The 18,187-nt window shown below is 75.0% G+C and carries 14 protein-coding genes and 5 tRNA genes; 11 read left to right on the top strand and 8 right to left on the bottom strand.

What is annotated here, in order from left to right; translation table 11 throughout:
• The first annotated feature begins 314 nt into the window (after positions 1-314).
• From cobT to DDQ41_RS01290, 3 genes are all read left to right on the top strand, one after another.
• Positions 315-4,562 (top strand): nicotinate-nucleotide--dimethylbenzimidazole phosphoribosyltransferase, encoded by a 4,248-nt coding sequence (gene cobT, locus DDQ41_RS01305; protein WP_109292779.1) that lies wholly within the window; start codon positions 315-317, stop codon positions 4,560-4,562.
• Positions 4,563-5,348: 786 nt separating this feature from the next.
• Entirely contained in the window at positions 5,349-6,626 is a 1,278-nt protein-coding gene (gene cobA / locus DDQ41_RS01295) for a uroporphyrinogen-III C-methyltransferase (protein ID WP_262508324.1), read from the top strand.
• A gap of 64 nt (positions 6,627-6,690) precedes the next feature.
• Complete coding sequence (locus DDQ41_RS01290) at positions 6,691-7,587, top strand: TrmH family RNA methyltransferase (RefSeq protein WP_109292778.1); 897 nt, start codon at positions 6,691-6,693, stop codon at positions 7,585-7,587.
• A gap of 415 nt (positions 7,588-8,002) precedes the next feature.
• On the opposite strand, the gene DDQ41_RS01285 is transcribed toward DDQ41_RS01290, so the two are convergent.
• The gene (locus DDQ41_RS01285; protein ID WP_174720346.1) at positions 8,003-9,196 is read right to left on the bottom strand and encodes a serine/threonine-protein kinase; all 1,194 of its coding nucleotides are present in this window, start codon (positions 9,194-9,196) and stop codon (positions 8,003-8,005) included.
• Between the two features lie 652 nt (positions 9,197-9,848).
• Here DDQ41_RS01285 and DDQ41_RS01280 point away from each other — a divergent pair.
• From DDQ41_RS01280 to DDQ41_RS01265, 3 genes are all read left to right on the top strand, one after another.
• On the top strand, positions 9,849-10,055 hold the full coding sequence (locus tag DDQ41_RS01280) for a hypothetical protein (RefSeq protein WP_109292776.1): 207 nt from the start codon (positions 9,849-9,851) through the stop codon (positions 10,053-10,055).
• A 451-nt stretch (positions 10,056-10,506) separates the two neighbouring features.
• Complete coding sequence (locus DDQ41_RS01270; protein ID WP_394342114.1) at positions 10,507-11,526, top strand: phosphotransferase family protein; 1,020 nt, start codon at positions 10,507-10,509, stop codon at positions 11,524-11,526.
• A 7-nt stretch (positions 11,527-11,533) separates the two neighbouring features.
• The gene (locus tag DDQ41_RS01265; protein WP_109292774.1) at positions 11,534-11,803 is read left to right on the top strand and encodes a TFIIB-type zinc ribbon-containing protein; all 270 of its coding nucleotides are present in this window, start codon (positions 11,534-11,536) and stop codon (positions 11,801-11,803) included.
• 162 nt (positions 11,804-11,965) lie between these two features.
• On the opposite strand, the gene DDQ41_RS01260 is transcribed toward DDQ41_RS01265, so the two are convergent.
• From DDQ41_RS01260 to DDQ41_RS01240, 5 genes are all read right to left on the bottom strand, one after another.
• Positions 11,966-12,037: transfer RNA gene (locus tag DDQ41_RS01260), tRNA-Val, on the bottom strand.
• Positions 12,038-12,107: 70 nt separating this feature from the next.
• Positions 12,108-12,179: transfer RNA gene (locus DDQ41_RS01255), tRNA-Val, on the bottom strand.
• A gap of 70 nt (positions 12,180-12,249) precedes the next feature.
• Positions 12,250-12,321: transfer RNA gene (locus DDQ41_RS01250), tRNA-Val, on the bottom strand.
• A gap of 1 nt (position 12,322) precedes the next feature.
• Positions 12,323-12,396, bottom strand: a tRNA-Cys gene (locus DDQ41_RS01245).
• 37 nt (positions 12,397-12,433) lie between these two features.
• Positions 12,434-12,506, bottom strand: a tRNA-Gly gene (locus tag DDQ41_RS01240).
• Between the two features lie 178 nt (positions 12,507-12,684).
• On the opposite strand from DDQ41_RS01240, the gene DDQ41_RS01235 reads away from it, so the two are divergent.
• From DDQ41_RS01235 to DDQ41_RS01225, 3 genes are all read left to right on the top strand, one after another.
• Positions 12,685-13,734, top strand: coding sequence for a chorismate-binding protein (locus DDQ41_RS01235; RefSeq protein WP_109292773.1), 1,050 nt, complete (start codon positions 12,685-12,687; stop codon positions 13,732-13,734).
• Positions 13,731-14,561 (top strand): aminotransferase class IV, encoded by an 831-nt coding sequence (locus DDQ41_RS01230; RefSeq protein ID WP_109292772.1) that lies wholly within the window; start codon positions 13,731-13,733, stop codon positions 14,559-14,561. The genes DDQ41_RS01235 and DDQ41_RS01230 overlap by 4 nt, the downstream gene beginning before the upstream one ends.
• Positions 14,562-14,640: 79 nt before the next feature.
• On the top strand, positions 14,641-15,480 hold the full coding sequence (locus DDQ41_RS01225) for a GNAT family N-acetyltransferase (protein ID WP_109292771.1): 840 nt from the start codon (positions 14,641-14,643) through the stop codon (positions 15,478-15,480).
• A gap of 307 nt (positions 15,481-15,787) precedes the next feature.
• Here DDQ41_RS01225 and DDQ41_RS01220 read toward each other — a convergent pair whose 3' ends face one another.
• Positions 15,788-16,294, bottom strand: coding sequence for a DsbA family protein (locus DDQ41_RS01220; RefSeq protein WP_109292770.1), 507 nt, complete (start codon positions 16,292-16,294; stop codon positions 15,788-15,790).
• Positions 16,295-16,487: 193 nt separating this feature from the next.
• On the opposite strand from DDQ41_RS01220, the gene DDQ41_RS01215 reads away from it, so the two are divergent.
• Together DDQ41_RS01215 and DDQ41_RS31540 are read left to right on the top strand one after the other, a co-directional pair.
• On the top strand, positions 16,488-16,940 hold the full coding sequence (locus DDQ41_RS01215) for a hypothetical protein (RefSeq protein WP_109292769.1): 453 nt from the start codon (positions 16,488-16,490) through the stop codon (positions 16,938-16,940).
• A gap of 324 nt (positions 16,941-17,264) precedes the next feature.
• A complete protein-coding gene (locus tag DDQ41_RS31540; RefSeq protein WP_167450225.1) occupies positions 17,265-17,417 on the top strand; it encodes a hypothetical protein in 153 nt (50 codons plus the stop codon).
• A 23-nt stretch (positions 17,418-17,440) separates the two neighbouring features.
• Here the strand turns inward: DDQ41_RS31540 and DDQ41_RS01205 are convergent, their stop codons facing one another.
• The gene (locus DDQ41_RS01205) at positions 17,441-18,004 is read right to left on the bottom strand and encodes a CGNR zinc finger domain-containing protein (RefSeq protein WP_109292767.1); all 564 of its coding nucleotides are present in this window, start codon (positions 18,002-18,004) and stop codon (positions 17,441-17,443) included.
• Positions 18,005-18,187: the final 183 nt, after the last annotated feature.

Raw genomic sequence — 18,187 nt, 5'->3', positions numbered from 1 at the left:
AGCCGGCCGTTGGTCCATTCCCCCTCCCGGCCCCGCCGGGAGACCCCCGGTCAGTGCCGGAAAGAGGGGGTTGCCGAGGGCCCTGCTGTGGTACGGCGCGACCGGGGGGACGCGCAACGTGGCGCAGTCCACAGCCGACCGAGGCGGATCCTGCTGCCACGGACGCGAACGCCCACGACAATGCTTGTGTCCGCGGGCTTTCGTGCCGCGTGGGGCACATGCTCGTTCTCGTAGTGAGGGGCACGGGTGCGTGCCGCGACCGGGCGCCCCGGGCGAAGGTCTGAAGGAGCACAACCGATGGGCGAGGGGTACGCATGACTGACACCGGCCGGGTCCCGGGCGAGGGACTGCCGGAGAACGCAGGCATGGTGGAGCAGCCGGGCGTCCCCGCTCCCGGCACGTACACCTTCCTCGACCACTCCGGCGGTGCCCCGGAAGCCGTCCCCGAGGACGACGACCTCCTCCTGATGCCGGGAGCGCAGGGGGCGTGGAGCGACCCGCAGACGGCCACTCAGGCAGCGCCCCCGGCCGCCACTCAGGCAGCCCCCCCGGCCGCCACTCAAACGGCGAGTCCGGCCGTGGCGACGGAGCCGGTCCCGGCGGGGGCCCCCGGAGCAGGGCACTACCCGTCGGCGCCGGCCGCCCAGGACGCCGCGGCGGCCCAGCACGCGCCGGTTCCGGGAGCGCGGACCGTGCCCGCGTACCCCGGGGCCGCGGCGGCCGCCGCACCCGGACAGCCGCCCGCCCGGGTCGCGCAGGAGCAGCAGCAGTACGCGGGTGACGAGCCGCGGCCTCCCCGGGCCGCCGAGCAGCACGCCGCCCACACCCCGACGCTGCCCGCGCCGTCCGTGTCCGCTCACGCGACCGCCGCTCACGCCGTCCCGGCCCAGAGCGTCCCGGCCCAGAGCGTTCCCGCCCAGGCGGCCGCCCGGCCGCCGGTGCCGGAGCCGGCGGTGGCGGACCAGGCCGTGGCGGCCGGGCGGGCCAATGCCCAGGGGGGCCGGCAGCCGGCCGAGGAGCCGCCCGCGGAGCAGGGCCGAAGTGCCGCCCACGGCCGACCGGTTGGGCAGGGGCCGGACGGCCACGGACAGTCCGGCCCCGGTCAGCCAGGCCACGGACAGTCCGGTCACGATCAGTCTGGTCACGATCAGCCGGTGGGTCAGGGTCGGTCCGCGGCCCGGAGCCGTCCGTCTGCGCAAAGGCGGGGTGCGGCCGAGTCTCCGGCGCACGAGGCCGGTGCGCATGAGGCCGGCGGCCGGGACTCCAGGTCTCTCGACCTCGGTGGTGTGCGGATGCCGCCGGGCGCTGCGCCGGTTCAGGCCCCGGCTCAGCCGCGCCGCCCCCTCCACATGGGCCCGCCGGTCCCCGAGGCGAACAGCGGTGTCGTCCGCTCGCTCGCGGACCGCGGCCCCGCCGCGCACCGAGGCGGCAGTCCCGCGCCCCGGCAGAGCGCGGTGGCGGCACCCGTTGCGGGTCCGCCGCCCGGTGGCCCGGAGTACCTCGACACGCCCCACGACGACGCCGAAGTGCCGCCCGGCCCACAGCCGGAGGAGGCCCCGCCGCAGGGCGGCCGGCCCGGTGCCGCGCAGCAGGCTCAGGCCCCGACCGCTGTGACGGTGCCAGAGGAAGCGGTACCCGAGGAGGTCGCCGGGGCCCTCGACGGAACGGCCCCTCCGCAGACCGTGCTTCCCCCCGCGGGCCCGGCAGCCGGCCCCGCCGCCGAGACGGTGCCCGCCCCGCCGTATCCGGCGGCAGCCCCTGCCGGCGCGGCTCCGGAGCCCACGGCCGCCGAGCAGCAGCTCGTACCGGCTGAGGACGTCCCGCCGACGGGGTCCCAGGCCGGGCCCACCCCGATGCCCGAGGTGGCGCCGGCCTCCGAGGCGGTGGCGCCGGAGTCCGGCGAGGAGCATACGGACGCCGGGGCCGCCGCGCCCTCGGGCGGGATCGCTGCCCAGGCCGCCGGGGTCGCTCGGCCGGAGTCCGCGCCGGAGCCCCTGCCCGCCGCCGAGCCCGCACCGGCACCCGTCGTCACAGGTGCGCAGGCGGGGCCCGCCGTCCCTCCGGAGCAGGTCGCCGCAACGGCGCCCGGCGCTCCCGCGGAGCCGCCGGCGGTGGCCGACGCCGTCACCGAGGCCGAGCCCGGGACGGGAGAGGCGGCGGATGATGCGGGCGCCGAACCCGAGCAAACCGGACCGCCCGAGCAAACCGGACCGCCCGAGCAAACTGGGGAGACTGCCGAGGCCGTCGACGGTGCGCAGCCCGCGGGGTCCCCCGCACCGCATACCGGGGACCCGTCCACGGCCGAGCCCGCACCGGGCGCCCCCGCGGCCGCCGGGACCGCGCCCGAGGCCGGGGCTTCCACGGACGCCGGATCGCGCACCGCGCCGGCGACCGCCGAGCACGCCACCATCGCGGAGCACGCCACCACCCAGCACGCCACCGCCGAGACCGTGCCGGCCCAAGCGGGGCCGACGGCCCCTGGGGGCGACTCCGCCGTCGGTCAGTCGGTCGCCGTGACCCAGCCGGGCACCGAGGCCGGAGCCGAACCTGCCGCCGAGCAGCCCGCTGCCGGGACGCTGCCGGACACCGAGACCGGGACCGGGACCGAGACCGAGACCGGGCCTGGGGCCGCGGTGGAACAGGCCGCCGAGCAGCCGGTTTCCGGGACCGCGGCCGGCCCTCCCGCCGAACAGCCCGCCGAACAGTCCGCCGCCGTGTCCGAGCCGGACGAGCGGAGCGAGCCAGCCGGGGCGGCCGGGGCGGAACCGGTCGCCGAGGCAGCGCCGTCCGCAGGCGGGGACCGCGAGGCGGATTCCGCGGAGACCCGTGGGAGGCCCGCCCCCGGGTACGCCGACAGCGAGCGCGAGGCCGTACTCCGCGTGATGCGGGAACGCCGCGACGTCCGCAACGGCTTCCGCAGCGACCCCATCCCGCACGACGTCCTGCTGCGCGTCCTCGAGGCCGCGCACACCGCGCCGTCCGTGGGCCACTCCCAGCCCTGGGACTTCGTCGTCATCCGCTCGGCCGAGACCCGGCGCTCGATGCACGAACTCGCCCAGCGCCAGCGCGAGGCGTACGCCAGGTCGCTGCCCAAGGGCCGGGCCAAGCAGTTCAAGGAACTCAAGATCGAGGCCATCCTCGACACACCCGTCAACATCGTCGTCACCGCCGACTCGACGCGCGGCGGCCGGCACACCCTCGGTCGGCACACCCAGCCGCAGATGGCGCCGTACTCCTCCGCGCTGGCCGTCGAGAACCTCTGGCTCGCCGCCCGCGCCGAGGGGCTCGGCGTCGGCTGGGTCAGCTTCTTCGACGAGCGCGAGATGGTCCGCGCACTCGGCCTGCCCGAGCACCTGGAGGTCGTGGCCTATCTGTGCGTGGGCTATGTCGACGAGTTCCCGGCGGAGCCCGAGCTGATGCAGGCGGGGTGGTCCAAACGCCGGCCGCTGTCCTGGGTCGTCCACGAGGAGACGTACGGCCGCCGGGCGCTGCCGGGCGCAGAACCGCACGACCTTCTCCAGGAGACCGTTTCCGGCATCCGGCCGCTGGACGCCAAGGCACTCGGTGAGGCGTGGGAGCGGCAGAAACGGATGACCAAGCCCGCGGGTGCGCTGGGCATGCTGGAGATCATCTCCGCTCAACTGTCCGGACTGTCCCGGATGTGCCCGCCGCCGATCCCCGAACCCGCCGCCGTCGCGATCTTCGCGGGCGACCACGGGGTGCACGCCCAGGGCGTCACGGCCTGGCCCCAGGAGGTGACCGGCCAGATGGTCGCGAACTTCCTCGGTGGGGGAGCGGTCTGCAACGCCTTCGCCAGCCAGGTCGGCGCGGAGGTCTGCGTCATCGACGTCGGCGTCGCATCCGACCTCCCGGCCACCCCCGGGCTGTTGCCGCGGAAGGTGCGCCCCGGTACGGCCGACTTCACGACCGGTCCCGCCCTGAGCCGCGAGGAGGTCCACGCCGCGATCGACGTGGGCATCGAGACCGCCCGCGACCTGGTCTCCGCGGGCAACAAGGCACTGCTCACCGGTGAGATGGGCATCGCCAACACCACGGCGTCCGCCGCGCTGATCACCGTCTACACCGGGGCCGACCCGGCGGAGGTCACCGGGCGCGGGACCGGCATCAACGACGAGATGCACGCGCGGAAGGTGGACGTCGTCCGGCGGGCACTTGAACTCCACCGGCCGGACCCGGCCGACCCCGTCGGCGTCCTCGCGGCGGTCGGCGGTCTGGAGCATGCGGCCCTGGCCGGCTTCATCCTGGGCGGCGCGTCACTGCGTACGCCGGTCGTCCTGGACGGTGTCTCGGCCGGCGCGGCGGCCCTGGTCGCCCGGGCGGTCGCGCCCGAGGCCCTGGCGGCGTGCATCGCGGGCCACCGCAGCGCCGAACCCGGCCATGTCGCAGCCCTCAACAAGCTGGGTCTGCGTCCCCTGGTCGACCTCGACCTCCGCCTCGGCGAGGGTACGGGCGCGCTGCTGGCCCTCCCGCTCGTCCAGAGCGCCGCCCGCGCGATGCACGAGGTGGCGACCTTCGACTCGGCGGGCGTCACGGAGAAGTAGCGCGGCGCTCGCGCGGACGTATGGCGCAGTGCCGTACGTCCGCGCCATGCTCCCGTGCGTCCGCGCCATGTTCCCGTGCGGTCGCCACGCGCCGGTGTGGGGCGGTCGGCGTGCGGCCGCCACCCGGTCGGGTACGAGCGGTCAGCACGCGGCAGCCACGCCTCTGTGCGCGGCGCGTCGGCGTGCGGGTGCCGGACGTCCGTGCGGCGCGATCGTCGCGAGATGCCCCGCGCACGCCCACGCGAATGCGTGAACCACCCGGTGTGCCCGGGGCCGGGAGAGGGGGCTGCGCGCACGCGAAGGGGACCGCCGAGGCCGTTGGGGTCGACGGGGCCCGCGCACGCGAAGGCCCGCAGAGTCCGGATCTGCACACCACGCGCAAGCTGCCTCCGCGCAGGCGCGCGAGGCCCCGGCCCGCTGCGCGTCCGTGCCGGTGTCCGCGACCGTGCCGGTGTCCGCGACCGTGTCCGAGACCGAGACCGAGACCGCGACCGTGTCCGAGACCACGACCGTGTCCGTGTCCGTGTCCAGGATCGCGACCGTGTCCGAGACCACGACCGTGTCCGAGTCCGTGTCCAGGATCGCGACCGTGTCCGAGACCACGATCATGTCCGGGTCCGGGTCCGGGTCCATGTCCACGAACGTGTCCGTGTCCGTCCCGTTCCGCGGCCCGGCAGTGCCGGGCCCCCACCCCGTATCGTGTTCGCCGGGACGCCCCACCGTCCCCACCAGCCGCTTCACCGTCGCAGCGGCCCCCGCACCGCCGCACCGAGGAGCCGCCCCGCCATGGCCGAGCCCGCAGAGCCCACCGAGCCCGCAGAGACCCCCGCACAGCGGCAGCACGCTGCCCGCGAGGAGTACCCCGCCTATCCCGTGGGGCTCCGCCTCGCAGGCAGGCGCGTTGTCGTGCTGGGTGGCGGCCAGGTCGCCCAACGGCGTCTGCCGGCCCTCGTCGCCGCCGGTGCCGAGATCACCCTGATCTCGCCGTCCGTGACACCGTCGGTCGAGGCCATGGCGGAAGCGGGCCAGATCACCTGGGACAGGCGCCGCTACCGGGAGGGGGACATCGCCGGCGCTTGGTACGCGCTGGTCTCGACCAGCGATCCGATCGCCAACGAGACCGCCTCCGCCGAGGCGGACAGGACGAAGACGTGGTGCGTGCGGTCCGACGACGCCGAAGCGGCGACCGCGTGGACACCGGCCACCGGGCGCAGTGAAGGCGTGACGGTCGCGGTGCTCACGGGCCGGGACCCGCGCCGGTCGGCTGCCGTGCGGGACGCGATCGTCGAAGGGCTCCGCGACGGTTCCCTCGCCGCACCGCACAGCCGCGACCGTCCGCCCTTCGTCGCGCTCGTGGGGGGCGGCCCGGGCGATCCCGACCTGATCACCGTGCGGGGCCGCCGGCTGCTCGCCGAGGCGGACGTCGTCATCGCCGACCGTCTGGGCCCCCGCGACCTGCTCGACGAACTCCCGCCGCATGTCGAGGTGATCGACGCGGCGAAGATCCCGTACGGCCGCTTCATGGCCCAGGAGGCCATCAACAACGCGCTGGTCGAGCATGCCAAGGCGGGCAGGTCGGTGGTGCGGCTCAAGGGCGGCGACCCGTTCGTCTTCGGCCGCGGTATGGAGGAGGCCCAGGCCCTGGCCGAGGCCGGTGTCGCGTGCACGGTCGTGCCGGGCATCTCCAGCTCGATCTCGGTGCCCGCCGCCGCCGGTATCCCGGTCACCCACCGGGGTGTGGCGCACGAGTTCACCGTTGTCAGCGGCCATGTCGCACCGGACGACCCCCGCTCTCTCGTCGACTGGGAGGCGCTGGCCAAGCTGACCGGCACACTGGTGATCCTGATGGGCGTCGACAAGATCGGTGCCATCGCCGAGACCCTCGTCGCCCACGGCAAGGCGCCGGACACGCCCCTCGCGCTGGTGCAGGAGGGCACCACGGCGGCTCAGCGCCGGGTGGACGCGACGCTCGCGACGGTCGCGGAGACGGTCCGGGCGCGGGATGTCCGGCCTCCCGCGGTCATCGTCATCGGCGACGTCGTCGCCGAGGGCCCCCGCAAGTAACCGGCGGTAAGGGAACTCCGCTCCACCCGTTGGCACCTCCTCCCGGACAAGGCAGTATCACCCTGTGGCAGATCTCATCACCGTCGACGACCCCGAAGACCCGCGCCTGCGCGACTACACGGGGCTGACCGACGTCGAACTGCGGCGGAGGCGCGAGCCCGCCGAGGGCCTCTTCATCGCGGAGGGCGAGAAGGTCATCCGCCGTGCCCGGCACGCCGGTTACGAGATGCGCTCGATGCTGCTGTCCGCCAAGTGGGTCGACGTCATGCGCGACGTGATCGACGAGGTCCCGGCACCGGTGTACGCGGTCAGCCCGGACCTCGCCGAGCGCGTCACCGGCTACCACGTCCACCGGGGCGCCCTCGCGTCCATGCAGCGCAAGCCGCTGCCGGCGGTGGGGGAGCTGCTGCGGAGCGCCCACCGTGTCGTCGACGCGGAGCCGGCCGGCGAGCGCACCGGCGCCGGCACGGCACCGCCCCCGGGTCCGCGCCAGGGCGCGGTTCGGCGCGTCGCCGTCTTCGAGGACATGGTCGATCATGCGAACCTGGGGGCCGCCTTCCGCAACGCGGCCGCTCTGGGCGTGGATGCGGTCCTGCTCACCCCGCGCTGCGCCGACCCTCTCTACCGACGGGCCGTGAAGGTGTCGATGGGAGCGGTCTTCCACGTCCCCTGGACCCGGCTGGCCTCGTGGCCGAAGGACGTCGAGATCCTCCGCGAGCACGGCTTCGTGACCGCCGCCCTGTGTCTCGACGAGAAGTCGGTCACGATGGACGAACTGGCAGCCCGCCGGTACGGGAAGCTGGCGCTGATGCTCGGCACCGAAGGCGACGGGCTGTCGGTCGACGCCCTGCGCGCGGCCGACGAGTGGGTCCGCATCCCCATGGCCGCGGGAGTGGACTCGCTCAACGTCGCCGCGGCCTCTGCCGTGGCCTTCTACGCGACCCGCCCGCAAGGAGCCTGAACCCGGTGCGGTGACGCCTGGCCGCCCGCCCCGCGCCGCTGTTCGTGCAGGTCCGGGACCGTCTCCATCGCCTCCGGAGCCGGCCAGCGGGATCAGCGGGATCAGCGGGATCAGCGGGATCAGCGGGGTCAGTGGGGTCAGTGGGGTCATTGGGATCGTTGGGATCAGTGGGAGCGAGTTGCGGAAGCAGCTCCGTCCGCCCGCGGGCCGGGAGGGACTTGCGCAGCCCGCACCACTGGTGCCGCGTCAGGCGAGGTTCGCCCGTCGGCGGCGGCGCGGAGCGGCGTCGGGTGCGGTGCGTCGCAGGGCGCCGGATCGGCCTCGTGGTGGGCTGCTCGGTTGGTTCGGCGACGCGGCAACGGGGCGAGTCGCCGTGCCGGGCGTCGCGACGGGGCGAACGTCGCCTGACGCGGCCCTAGCTTCGCAAGCCCTGTGCCACCGTGATGCCCAGCGCCACGACGAGCGTCACCACGACGAACACGAAGATCCGCTGACGCAGCAGCCGGGGGTTGGCCGGCCTGCGCCCGGTGGACGTCGTCCTCGTCCCGGGCCGGGAAGCGGGCCTGCCGCCGGTGTTCGCGCCGCCCCGGGACCGGGGCGGCCGCGAGCCGCCCGTACGGTACGCCTGCTGCCGAGGCGCCCGCTCCCGGGAAGTGGAGGACCCCGTCCCGGTACCTGCCGGCCTGCCCTGGGTGGTCCGCTCCGTGTACCGCGCCGTGCGGCGCCCCGACGGCAGTTCCTCCTCCGTCCGGTCCCGCTGCACCGGGGGCCGCACCTCGGGGAGGCCCTGCGCCTCGCGCGCCGCGATCTCCTTGAGCCGCATGGAGAGCTGGAGGGTGCTGGGCCGCTCCTCGGGATCCTTCGCCAGACAGGAGCGCAGCAGCGGTGCCAGCGCGTCCGGCACGCCCTGCAGCTGCGGTTCCTCGTGGACCACCCGGTACAGCATCACCTCGGAACTGCCGTGCCCGAAGGGGGAGTCACCCGTGGCGGCGTACGCCAGCGTCGCTCCCAGCGAGAACACGTCGGTGGCGGGGGTGACGACCGCGCCGCGCACCTGCTCGGGGGCGAGGAAGCCGGGAGAGCCGACCGCCGTGCCGACATGGGTGAGCGTGCTCGCTCCGGTGGCCCAGGCGATCCCGAAGTCGATGATCCGGGGGCCCTTGGGGGAGAGGAGGATGTTCGACGGCTTCAGGTCCCGGTGGACCACCCCGGCCTCGTGCACGGCCACGAGGCCCTCGGAGAGCGCCGCCCCGACGGCGGCCGTCTCCGCGGCGGACATCAGGCCGTCCCCCGCCACCCTGTCGTGCAGGGACGGTCCGGGTACGTACTGGGTGGCGAACCAGGGCCGGTCCGCCTCGAGGTCCGCGGCGACCAGCCGGGCCGTGCAGCCGCCCCGGATCCGCCGGGCCGCCGACACCTCGCGGGCGAAGCGGGAGCGGAACTCCTGGTCCTCGGCGAGGTCCGGCCGGATGACCTTCAGCGCGACCCGCTGACCGCGCCGGTCCGAACCGAGGTACACGACTCCCATGCCGCCGGCGCCGAGTCGCCGGTGCAGCCTGAACGAGCCGACGACACGCGGATCCTCGCGCCGGAGCCGCATCATCGCCATGTTCATCCCCGCTGGCCGTGGTCCTTTTGACGTGGCACAGCTTACGTACCCGCGGGCCGGCGTGCTCATAGGCCGCGCCCTCGCCGGCCGATCGATTGAGGCTGCCCGACGGCGGAACTGAGCAGTGGTCAGAAGCACCCGGAGACCCGGGTCGTCGGTCCCGGCCGCTCTCAACCGGGCATGTGCGTAAGCCGGTTGGATCGACGGGGGAGAGCGGGGAGACGTCCGTGAGGGCGCGGCCCGCCGCCGGGGCGCGGGGGCCCCGGCGGGCCGGGCGGGCTGCCGGGCCGCGACGGCCGCGGGCCGGGGGCAGCGGCCGAAGTGAGCGAAGTCACGTGTTCCGGTTCCGCCGTGCGAACGGCTGCCCGGCACGCCGACCGGACGCCGGTGTGCCGGTCGGGCCGCACGTCGGGGCGTGGACGCCCGGAGACCGCCGTCCCCTCCGGGAAGACCCCCAGACCCGGGGCCACTTCTCCACCCAGGGGAGTACACACAGCCGGGTGGAGTCATCCTCCCGGAGGCCCGGCAATCGGTACGCGGGCATGACGTGGGCCTTCCCCGCGCTCCCTAATCTTGAGTCCAAGCGGCGGGGGCGGCACTCGTCCCCCGAGGTCACGCACCCGCCGCTGCTGATCGCACGGGGAGAGGAACCATGGCGGACACGGCATCGCGGAGCATGATCCGGACAGCGGCGCGCAGGACGTCGACCGCGTTCGACGGCCGTCCGGGCGGTCGCCGCCACCCGCTGGTCGCCACGGCCATGGTCCTCCCTCTCGCGACCCTGCTCGTCGTCGCCTTCGGCGGCTGGGAGGCAGTGGTCACACAGGCGTCGTCCGTGGGCGTGATGCTGGGGCGCTGAGCGGCGCCCCGGGTCCGGGAGAGCGGCCCGGGCCGGGTACATCCCACCCGAAACCCCGTGGGGACGGGGGTGCGGCGGACGACAGCGCTCGGCGGGCCGGCTGGGGAGCCGGCCGGCCGAGCGCTATTTCCGCTTCCGTCGCCCTTCTCCGCGTGTAGCCCTTCTCCGTCCGGTGCTCTTCTCGGTCCGGTGCCGCGCCGCCCCGGGTGGGCCTCGGCCCTTCCCGTGCCCCGCCCCGGGTGGGCCTCGGCCCCTCCCGTGCCCCGCCCCGGGTTGGCCGGGGTGCCGGCCCGGTCCGGGGTGCCGCTCCGTGCCCGGTGTCCGGCGCTCGGCCGGCCGGGGCCCGAACCGCGTGGCCCGGCCTTCTCCGACGGCGGGCGGGCGGGCGGCGGCGCCGTCCTCCGTGCCGGGCCCCGTGTACCCGGCCCCGCCCCGCCCGTACCCTCGGCGCGTGGAGCAGAGCGTCGGCGCACTGGTGCCTGCCCTCGCAGCGGAGGCGAGGGAGGCGGCGCACGCGCGGTCGCCCGGCGGCTCCTGCCGCGCCTGCGGTCAGGACGCGGACGTGCTGGCCGAGCGGGCCGACGCGCTCGTCGTACGGCACGGCCGTGCCGTCGCCAAGGCCCATGCGCCCGGGACCGACCCGGAGGACCACCGTGTGAGGGTCGCCGTTGCCGCCCATCCGCTGCTCGCCGGGATACTCCTGCCGCCGCTCCCCGCCGCCGGGTTACTCGACGGGCGCCCCGTCACCACCTGGCCGTACGGCAGTCCCGTGGACCCGTCCGACCCGGACGGCGCCCCCTGGGAGGAGACGGCGGGACTGCTCGCCCGGCTGCACAGGGTGCCGCTCGGCCCGCTGCCCCGCCCGCTGCCGGTGATGCGCGGTCCGGCCAGGGCCGCCGCCGCGGTCGCGCGGATGCGGGCGGCCGCTCCGGAGCATCCCGCCGCGGGTGCCGTGCTCGGCGCCTGGCGCCGGCTGCCCCCGTGGGCCAGGGGCGAGGCTCCGGCACCCGCTCCCGCCCGGCTATGCCACGGCGACCTGCATCTGGGCCAGCTGGTCCGCCACCCCGTCGGCGGGGGATCCTGGTATCTCATCGACGTCGACGACCTCGGCCTCGGTGACCCGGCCTGGGACCTCGCCCGGCCCGCCGCGTGGTTCGCGGCGGGCCTGCTCGCGCCGGACACCTGGGCGCGTTTCCTGGGGGCCTACCGTGGCGCCGGGGGTCCCGCCGCGGGGCCGGACGGAGCCGATCCGTGGCCGTCGCTCGACGCTCCGGCCCGCGCCCTGACCGTCCAGACCGCGGCCCTCGCACTGGCGAAGAGCGCCGCCGGACGGCGTGATCTCGACGACGTGGAACGGTCGATGACCGACGCATGCGCCCGAATCGCCGCTCTTCCGATCGAGTTGGACGACATGATCCGGCCGCCGGAGGGGAACGGGACCACCCAACGAGACCGAGCGGCGAGGAGCTGACCGAAGCATGCAGTGTCCCAAGTGCCATGCACCCATGCATACGTACAACCGCAACGGCGTCCACATCGAGCAGTGCAGCGGCTGCCGGGGGATATTCCTGGACTACGGCGAGCTGGAGGCGCTGACCCGCCTGGAGAGCCGGTGGGTCCAGCAGGCCCCGCCGCCCGCCCCGCACGGTCAGCCGGCCCCGGTGCAGCCGGCCTGGGGCGCCCCGCACGGCCACCACGGCGGCCATCACCGCCAGCGTGGCTTCGGCCGGATGCTCTTCTCGTCCTGACGCCGAAGCCGCTCGGGCCGCCCGGCCGCTCCGGCGACCGGAACGCGGCCCGAACCGGCCGGAAGACGGCCCGGGAGACGGCCGGAGCCGCCTCGGGTCACGGCGGTACCGGATCCACACGAGAGCCCCCGGCCGCATGGCGCGACCGGGGGCTCCGGGCTGTGGACGATACTGGGATTGAACCAGTGACCTCTTCCGTGTCAGGGAAGCGCTCTCCCGCTGAGCTAATCGTCCTCGGGGCCACAGCGCGGAGGCCGTGGGTGTTGCGTGTGCTGCTCGTGCTGTACGTGGTGCCTGTGCTGCGTGGACGATACTGGGATTGAACCAGTGACCTCTTCCGTGTCAGGGAAGCGCTCTCCCGCTGAGCTAATCGTCCTCGGGATCACGGCGCGGAGGCCGTGGGTGTTGCGTGTGCTGCTCGTGCTGTACGTGGTGCCTGTGCTGCGTGGACGATACTGGGATTGAACCAGTGACCTCTTCCGTGTCAGGGAAGCGCTCTCCCGCTGAGCTAATCGTCCTTGGAGGTGGAGACGGGATTTGAACCCGTGTAGACGGCTTTGCAGGCCGTTGCCTCGCCTCTCGGCCACTCCACCCCGGAGTGCGGGGGTCGGGATGATCCCCCGTTCTTCGAGCGGACGACGAGATTCGAACTCGCGACCCTCACCTTGGCAAGGTGATGCTCTACCAACTGAGCCACGTCCGCCTGTCGTTTCCGGCCCGCTTCCGCGTCCCGGCGACGTGTTGAACTTTAGCGGATTCCCGGGCCAGCACAAAAACGCGTTTCCGCAGCGTGCTGAGCCGTGCTCACCCCGGGGCCGTCCCCGGGATCGGGCGGCGGGCGCCGACGGCACCCGCCGGGGGCCCGCCATAGACTCGCAGCCGTGCACGACCTCGCTCCCATGGCCCGCTTCGGCGGCCTCGTCGCCACCGACCTCCGGGATGTCACCAGCGACCCCGAGGCACTGGACTCGTCCGGCTTCTGGGCCGTCGCCGCCGACTTCGAAGGGCGTCTGACCTGCGCTCGCTTCGGGGACGTCCGGCGTGCGCCGGTGCCCGCCCCCGCCCCCGGGCGCTGGCGCGGCCCCGCCCCCGGCGACTGGACCAGCTCCATGGACCGGGCCGCGTACACCGCGGGCGTGCGCCGTATCCGCGCGCACATCGCGGCCGGCGAGGTCTACCAGGCGAACCTCTGCCGGGTGCTGTCGGCGCCGCTGCCCGATCCCGGGGCCGCCGACGTCGACGCCCTGACCGCGCTGCTCGCCCGCGGCAACCCCGCCCCTTATGCCGGAACGATTCGGCTCTCCGCGCACGGGGTGGAGATCGCCACCGCCTCGCCCGAGCTCTATCTGCGCCGCGAGGGGAGCACGGTCGAGTCCGGGCCGATCAAGGGCACCGGCCGCACGGCCGCCGACCTGCTGGAGAAGGACCACGCGGAGAACGTGATGATCGTGGACCTGGTCCGCAACGACCTCGGCCGGGTCTGCGCGCCGGGTTCCGTGACCGTCCCGGCGCTGTGTGCCGTCGAGGCACATCCCGGTCTGGTCCACCTCGTGTCCACCGTGCGCGGCGAGCCGGCGCCCGGCGCGGGATGGCGCGAGCTGCTGGACGCCACCTTCCCGCCGGGCTCGGTCACCGGAGCGCCGAAGTCCAGCGCCCTGCGGATCCTCGCGGAACTGGAGACGGCGCCCCGCGGCCCCTACTGCGGCGGTGTCGGCTGGGTCGACGCCGACCGCGGCACCGGTGAGCTGGCCGTCGGCATACGCACCTTCTGGATCGACCGCGCCCGGGGAGTCCTCCGTTTCGGCACCGGAGCCGGGATCACCTGGGGCTCCGACCCGGAGCGGGAGTGGGACGAGACCGAGCTGAAGGCGTCCCGGCTGCTCGCGGTAGCGTCGGGAGCGTACGCGCAGAGCGAAAGGACCGGGCGATGAGGATCTGGGTCAACGGGGGACTGAGGGACGCCGGCGAGGCGGTGGTTTCCGTGTTCGATCACGGGCTGACCGTGGGCGACGGCGTCTTCGAGACCGTGAAGGCGACCGGGGGCAGCCCCTTCGCCCTCACCCGCCACCTCGACCGGCTCACCCGCTCGGCCCGCGGTCTCGGCCTGCCCGACCCGGACCGCGACGAGGTGCGGCACGCCTGTCGGGCCGTGCTCGAGGCCAACCCCATGCCGCTGGGCCGGCTGCGCATCACGTACACGGGCGGACTCTCCCCGCTCGGTTCCGACCGGGGCGGCAAGAGCCCCTCCCTGGTCGTCGCGCTCGCCGCGACCACACGCCGGCCGGACGGCACCGCGGTGATCACCGTGCCGTGGACCCGCAACGAGCGCGGTGCGCTGGCGGGGCTGAAGACCACCTCCTACGCCGAGAACGTCGTCGCCCTCACCCGCGCCCGTGAGCGGGGCGCGTCCGAGGCGCTCTTCGCGAACACCCTCGGACGGCTCTGCGAGGGCACGGGCTCGAACGTGTTCGTCGTCGTCGACGGCCAGCTGTTCACCCCGCCCGTCACCTCCGGCTGCCTGGCCGGAATCACCCGCGCGCTGACCGCGGAGTGGACCGGCGCGCAGGAGGCCGACCTGCCGATGGACGTGCTGGAGCGCGCCGAGGAGATCTTCCTGACCTCCACCACCCGCGACGTCCAGGCCGTCCACCGCGTCGACGACCGCGAGCTGCCCGGCGCCCCCGGGCCCCTGACGGCCAAGGCGATGCGGATCTTCGAGGAGCACGCCGCCGCCGACCCCGATCCGCTGCCCGTCTGAGGGGCCTCCTCGCCGCTGCGGGGGAGCGGCGCGTACGGGCATGGTGACGGGTGGCCCCGGGACAGGTAGAACTCCTCTGATGACCACCACCCTGCGGCCGACCGGGCCGCTCCAGCGGGGCGCGGACGGCGCCATGTCACGCGGCTACGACGTATGCGTCAACGGCAGGCCGGTGGGCTCCGTCGAACTCGCCCGCGACCCGGACGCCGGCCGGTCGACGGGCGTCCTGCGGTCCCTGGGCATCGACGAGGACGCCCGGGGGCGAGGCCGGGGCGCGGTCGCGGCGCTGGCGGCCGAGGAGGTGCTGCGCGGCTGGGGCTGCACCCGCGTCGTGGCCTCCGTCCCCGCGGAGGCCACCGCCGGGCTGCGGCTGGCAACCGCGCTCTGGTACGCCGAGACCGGCCGCACGCTGCGCAAGGAGGTGCCGCCGGAACCGCCCGCGCTGCCCGGGGGCGTGTCGAGCCGCCCTCTCACGGACGCGGAGTTCGCGTCCTGGCGGGCGGACGCCGTCGAGCGGTACGCGCGGACCCGGACGGAACGGGGCCTGCCCGGGGACCTGGCCCGCGCCCGCTCCGAGGCCGACCACCGGGGAAAGCTCCCCGACGGCCCCGCGACCCGAGGCGCGTGGCTGCGTGCCCTGGTCGTGGCCGGCGCCGCAGTGGGGCACGTCTGGGTAGCGGAACATGCTCCGCGCACGGGGGAGCGGGGCGCGTACGTGTACGACGTGTGTGTCGCCCGGGGGCACCGCGGCCGGGGGTACGGACGGTCCCTGATGCTGGTCGCCGAGCAGATCGCGCACGGGGCCGGAGCGCCCGCGCTCGCACTGCACGTCGCCGCCGGGAACGTCCCGGCAGCCGGTCTCTACGCGTCGCTCGGCTACCGGCCCGTGCTCCACCACTTCGCCAAGCCGCTGCTGTAGTGCCTCGACCGGCGGGGGTGACCGGCGGGGGTGACCGGCGGGGGTGACCGGCGGGAGCGATCGGCGGGAGCGACCGGTGGGGAGCGCCGTCAGCCGCCCGCCACCGCGGTGCGGCCCGTTCCACGGCCGGCCCCCGCCCCGCGGTGGCGTCCGACGCGGCAGGGACGTGTGCGGGGCGGCTCGGCAGGGCTGGGTCCGCCGGGCGCGGCGCGGGGGCCGGGCGGGGCCGCGCGCCGGATCCGCCGGCGGTCGGTCCCGGCCGGTTGTTCCGTCCGGCCGGTTGTTCCGTCCGGCCAGGGAGGGCCCGTCAGCCGGCGAGCAGCCGGCCGGTGATCTCCTCGACGCGTTCGCGCAGCCCCTCCTGGCTCTTGCCGCCGTCGAGCCGTTCGCCGCCGATGACGTACGTCGGGGTGCCCGAGACCCCGATCGCCCTGCCCTCGGCCTGGTCGGCGTCGACGACCAGAATGTGCCGTCCGTCGATGAGGGCGGTGTCGAACTCCTCCGCTTCCAGGCCGAGTTCACGGGCGACCCGGACGAGGAACGGCTCGCCCTCGCGGTCCAGCTCCTCGACGCGGGCGAGCACGGCCTCCACGTACTCCCAGCCCCTGCCCTGCGCGAAGGCCTCCTCTGCGGCCTGGGCCGCGGCGAAGGCGTGCTTGTGCTTCTCGAGCGGGAAGTGGCGCAGGCGGGGCTCCAGCCGCTCGCCGAAGTGGGCGCGCAGGGTCCGCAGATCGGACAGGGCGGTACGGCAGTCGGTGCACTGCAGCTCGCACCAGACGTCCAGGACGACGGGGGCCGCGGAGGAGTCGCTCATGGGCCCAGTCTTCCAGCCTCGCCCGCGGCCTCGTAACCCGGACCTTCCCGGTTCCCGGGGAGGAGGGCGCCCCGGAGATCCCCCTGAGGAGCGGCGGGATCATGGCCCCGGCCGTACCACCGGGTGCAGGATGGAAGGGACCGCCTTACCCAGGGGCCCCCTCCGGGGCCGCTCCGCTCGCCGGGAGGACCGCATGCTTGCCGAGACGATATGTGCCGCGGTGTCCGCGGCAGGGCTGGGTGTCGCCGCGGTCGCGGCGTACCGCAAGCGCTTTCTCACGGCGACGCGGATCGCCGCCTACGCGCTGGTTCCCCTGGGCCTCGTCCTTACGGGCGTCGTCGAGTGGGCGGCCGGCACGGTCTTCAGTCCCACGGCCTGGGTGGGAGTGGGGCTGCTGGGTGCGGCCTGGGGGCTCTTCCTCACCACGCGCGCCGTGGAGCGGCGCAGGCTGGCCCGGGCCTCCGCCCGGGAAGGCAGCGGCCCGCACGCCGTCGCGCCCCCGGCCTCGGCACCGGCGCTCGGCAGGGCCGCCCGCCCGGTCGCAGGGCCCGGGGGAGCCGCGAAGCCCAAGGGGAGGCGGTCCGCCGCCGGCGCGGACGACGACTTCAGCGACATCGAGGCCATCCTGAAGAAGCACGGCATCTGAGCACGGCATCCCAGCACGGCATCCGGGCACGGCATCCGGGCACGGTTGCCGAGCACGCCTTCCGAGCGCCGCGGCGGTGTCAGGCGGTGCCACGCGGTGCCCGGTGGTGGCGGACGGTGCCGACTCCCGGCACGCCACCGCGGTGGGCGGTCCCCGTTCGGCGACGGCACGGCGACGGTCGGCGCGGCGATGTGCGGCCCGGGGCGGGGCGGCGATGCGCGGCCCCCGGGGGCGGAGTCAACCACGGGATCCGGTGAACTGCCCCGGCACTCAGGCGTGTTGGTCGATCATCGCGGCCGGTCCTGCGTCATCATCACCCCCGAGATGCTGGATACCTCCCGGGGCCAGGCCCCCGCCCCCTCAGACGAGCCGCGTGGTTGCCTCTTCGCGCTCTCCCAGCCGCCCCTGATGATCTTCCTCGGGGTGATCGGCTGCCTTCTGCTCATGGCCTCGGTCCACGACCTCTTCCTGCTGTGAGCCGGCGGTGACCCGACGAGAGCTCAGCCGGCCGCTTCCCTGCGGCGTGCCCGGTAGGCGGCGACGTGCAGGCGATTGCCGCAGGTACGGCTGTCGCAGTAGCGGCGCGAGCGATTGCGGGACAGATCGACGAAGGCACGGCCGCAGCCGGGTGCCTCGCAGCGGCGCAGCCGCTCCTGCTCACCGGACACGATCATGAACGCCAGCGCCATGCCGCAGTCGGCCGCGAGGTGCTCGGCGACCGAGGCGCCCGGCGCGAAGTAGTGGACGTGCCAGTCGTAGCCGTCGTGGTCCGTCAGCCGCGGCGTGGTGCCCGCCGAGTCGACCAGCCGGTTGATGAGTTCGGCGGCGGTTCGGGCGTCCGGTGCCGCGAACACGTTCTCGAACCGGTCCCGCACCTCGCGTACGGCGTCCAGATCGTGTTCGCCGAGGTCGCCCACGTCGCTGATGCTGTACTTCTCCACCAGCGTGTACAGCGACGACACGTCGCCGAGCCCGTCCTCGGCGGGGCCGTCCCGCTCGGGCGCGGTGTTCACCAGATCGACGACGACGTCGAGGGCGATGCGGGTGTCGTGAGGGATCAGCACGATTCGCTCCCTGGGCTGCCGCGGGCCGGCCGCCCGCCGAACTCCGCTGACTCTAGCCGGTTCCTCCGGGGGCGACGGCGCCGTCGCCCCCGGAGGAACCGGGACGCGAAGGCGCCGTCGTCGCGGTGGTTTCCGCGGCGACGGCGCCGGAGCCTGCCCTATGCGGTTGTCCGTGTCCTTGCG

This window comes from Streptomyces spongiicola, from assembly GCF_003122365.1.
GTDB lineage: Bacteria > Actinomycetota > Actinomycetes > Streptomycetales > Streptomycetaceae > Streptomyces > Streptomyces spongiicola.
The sequence above is the reverse complement of the archived record's forward strand: the minus strand, read 5'-3'. Positions and strand labels throughout refer to the sequence as shown.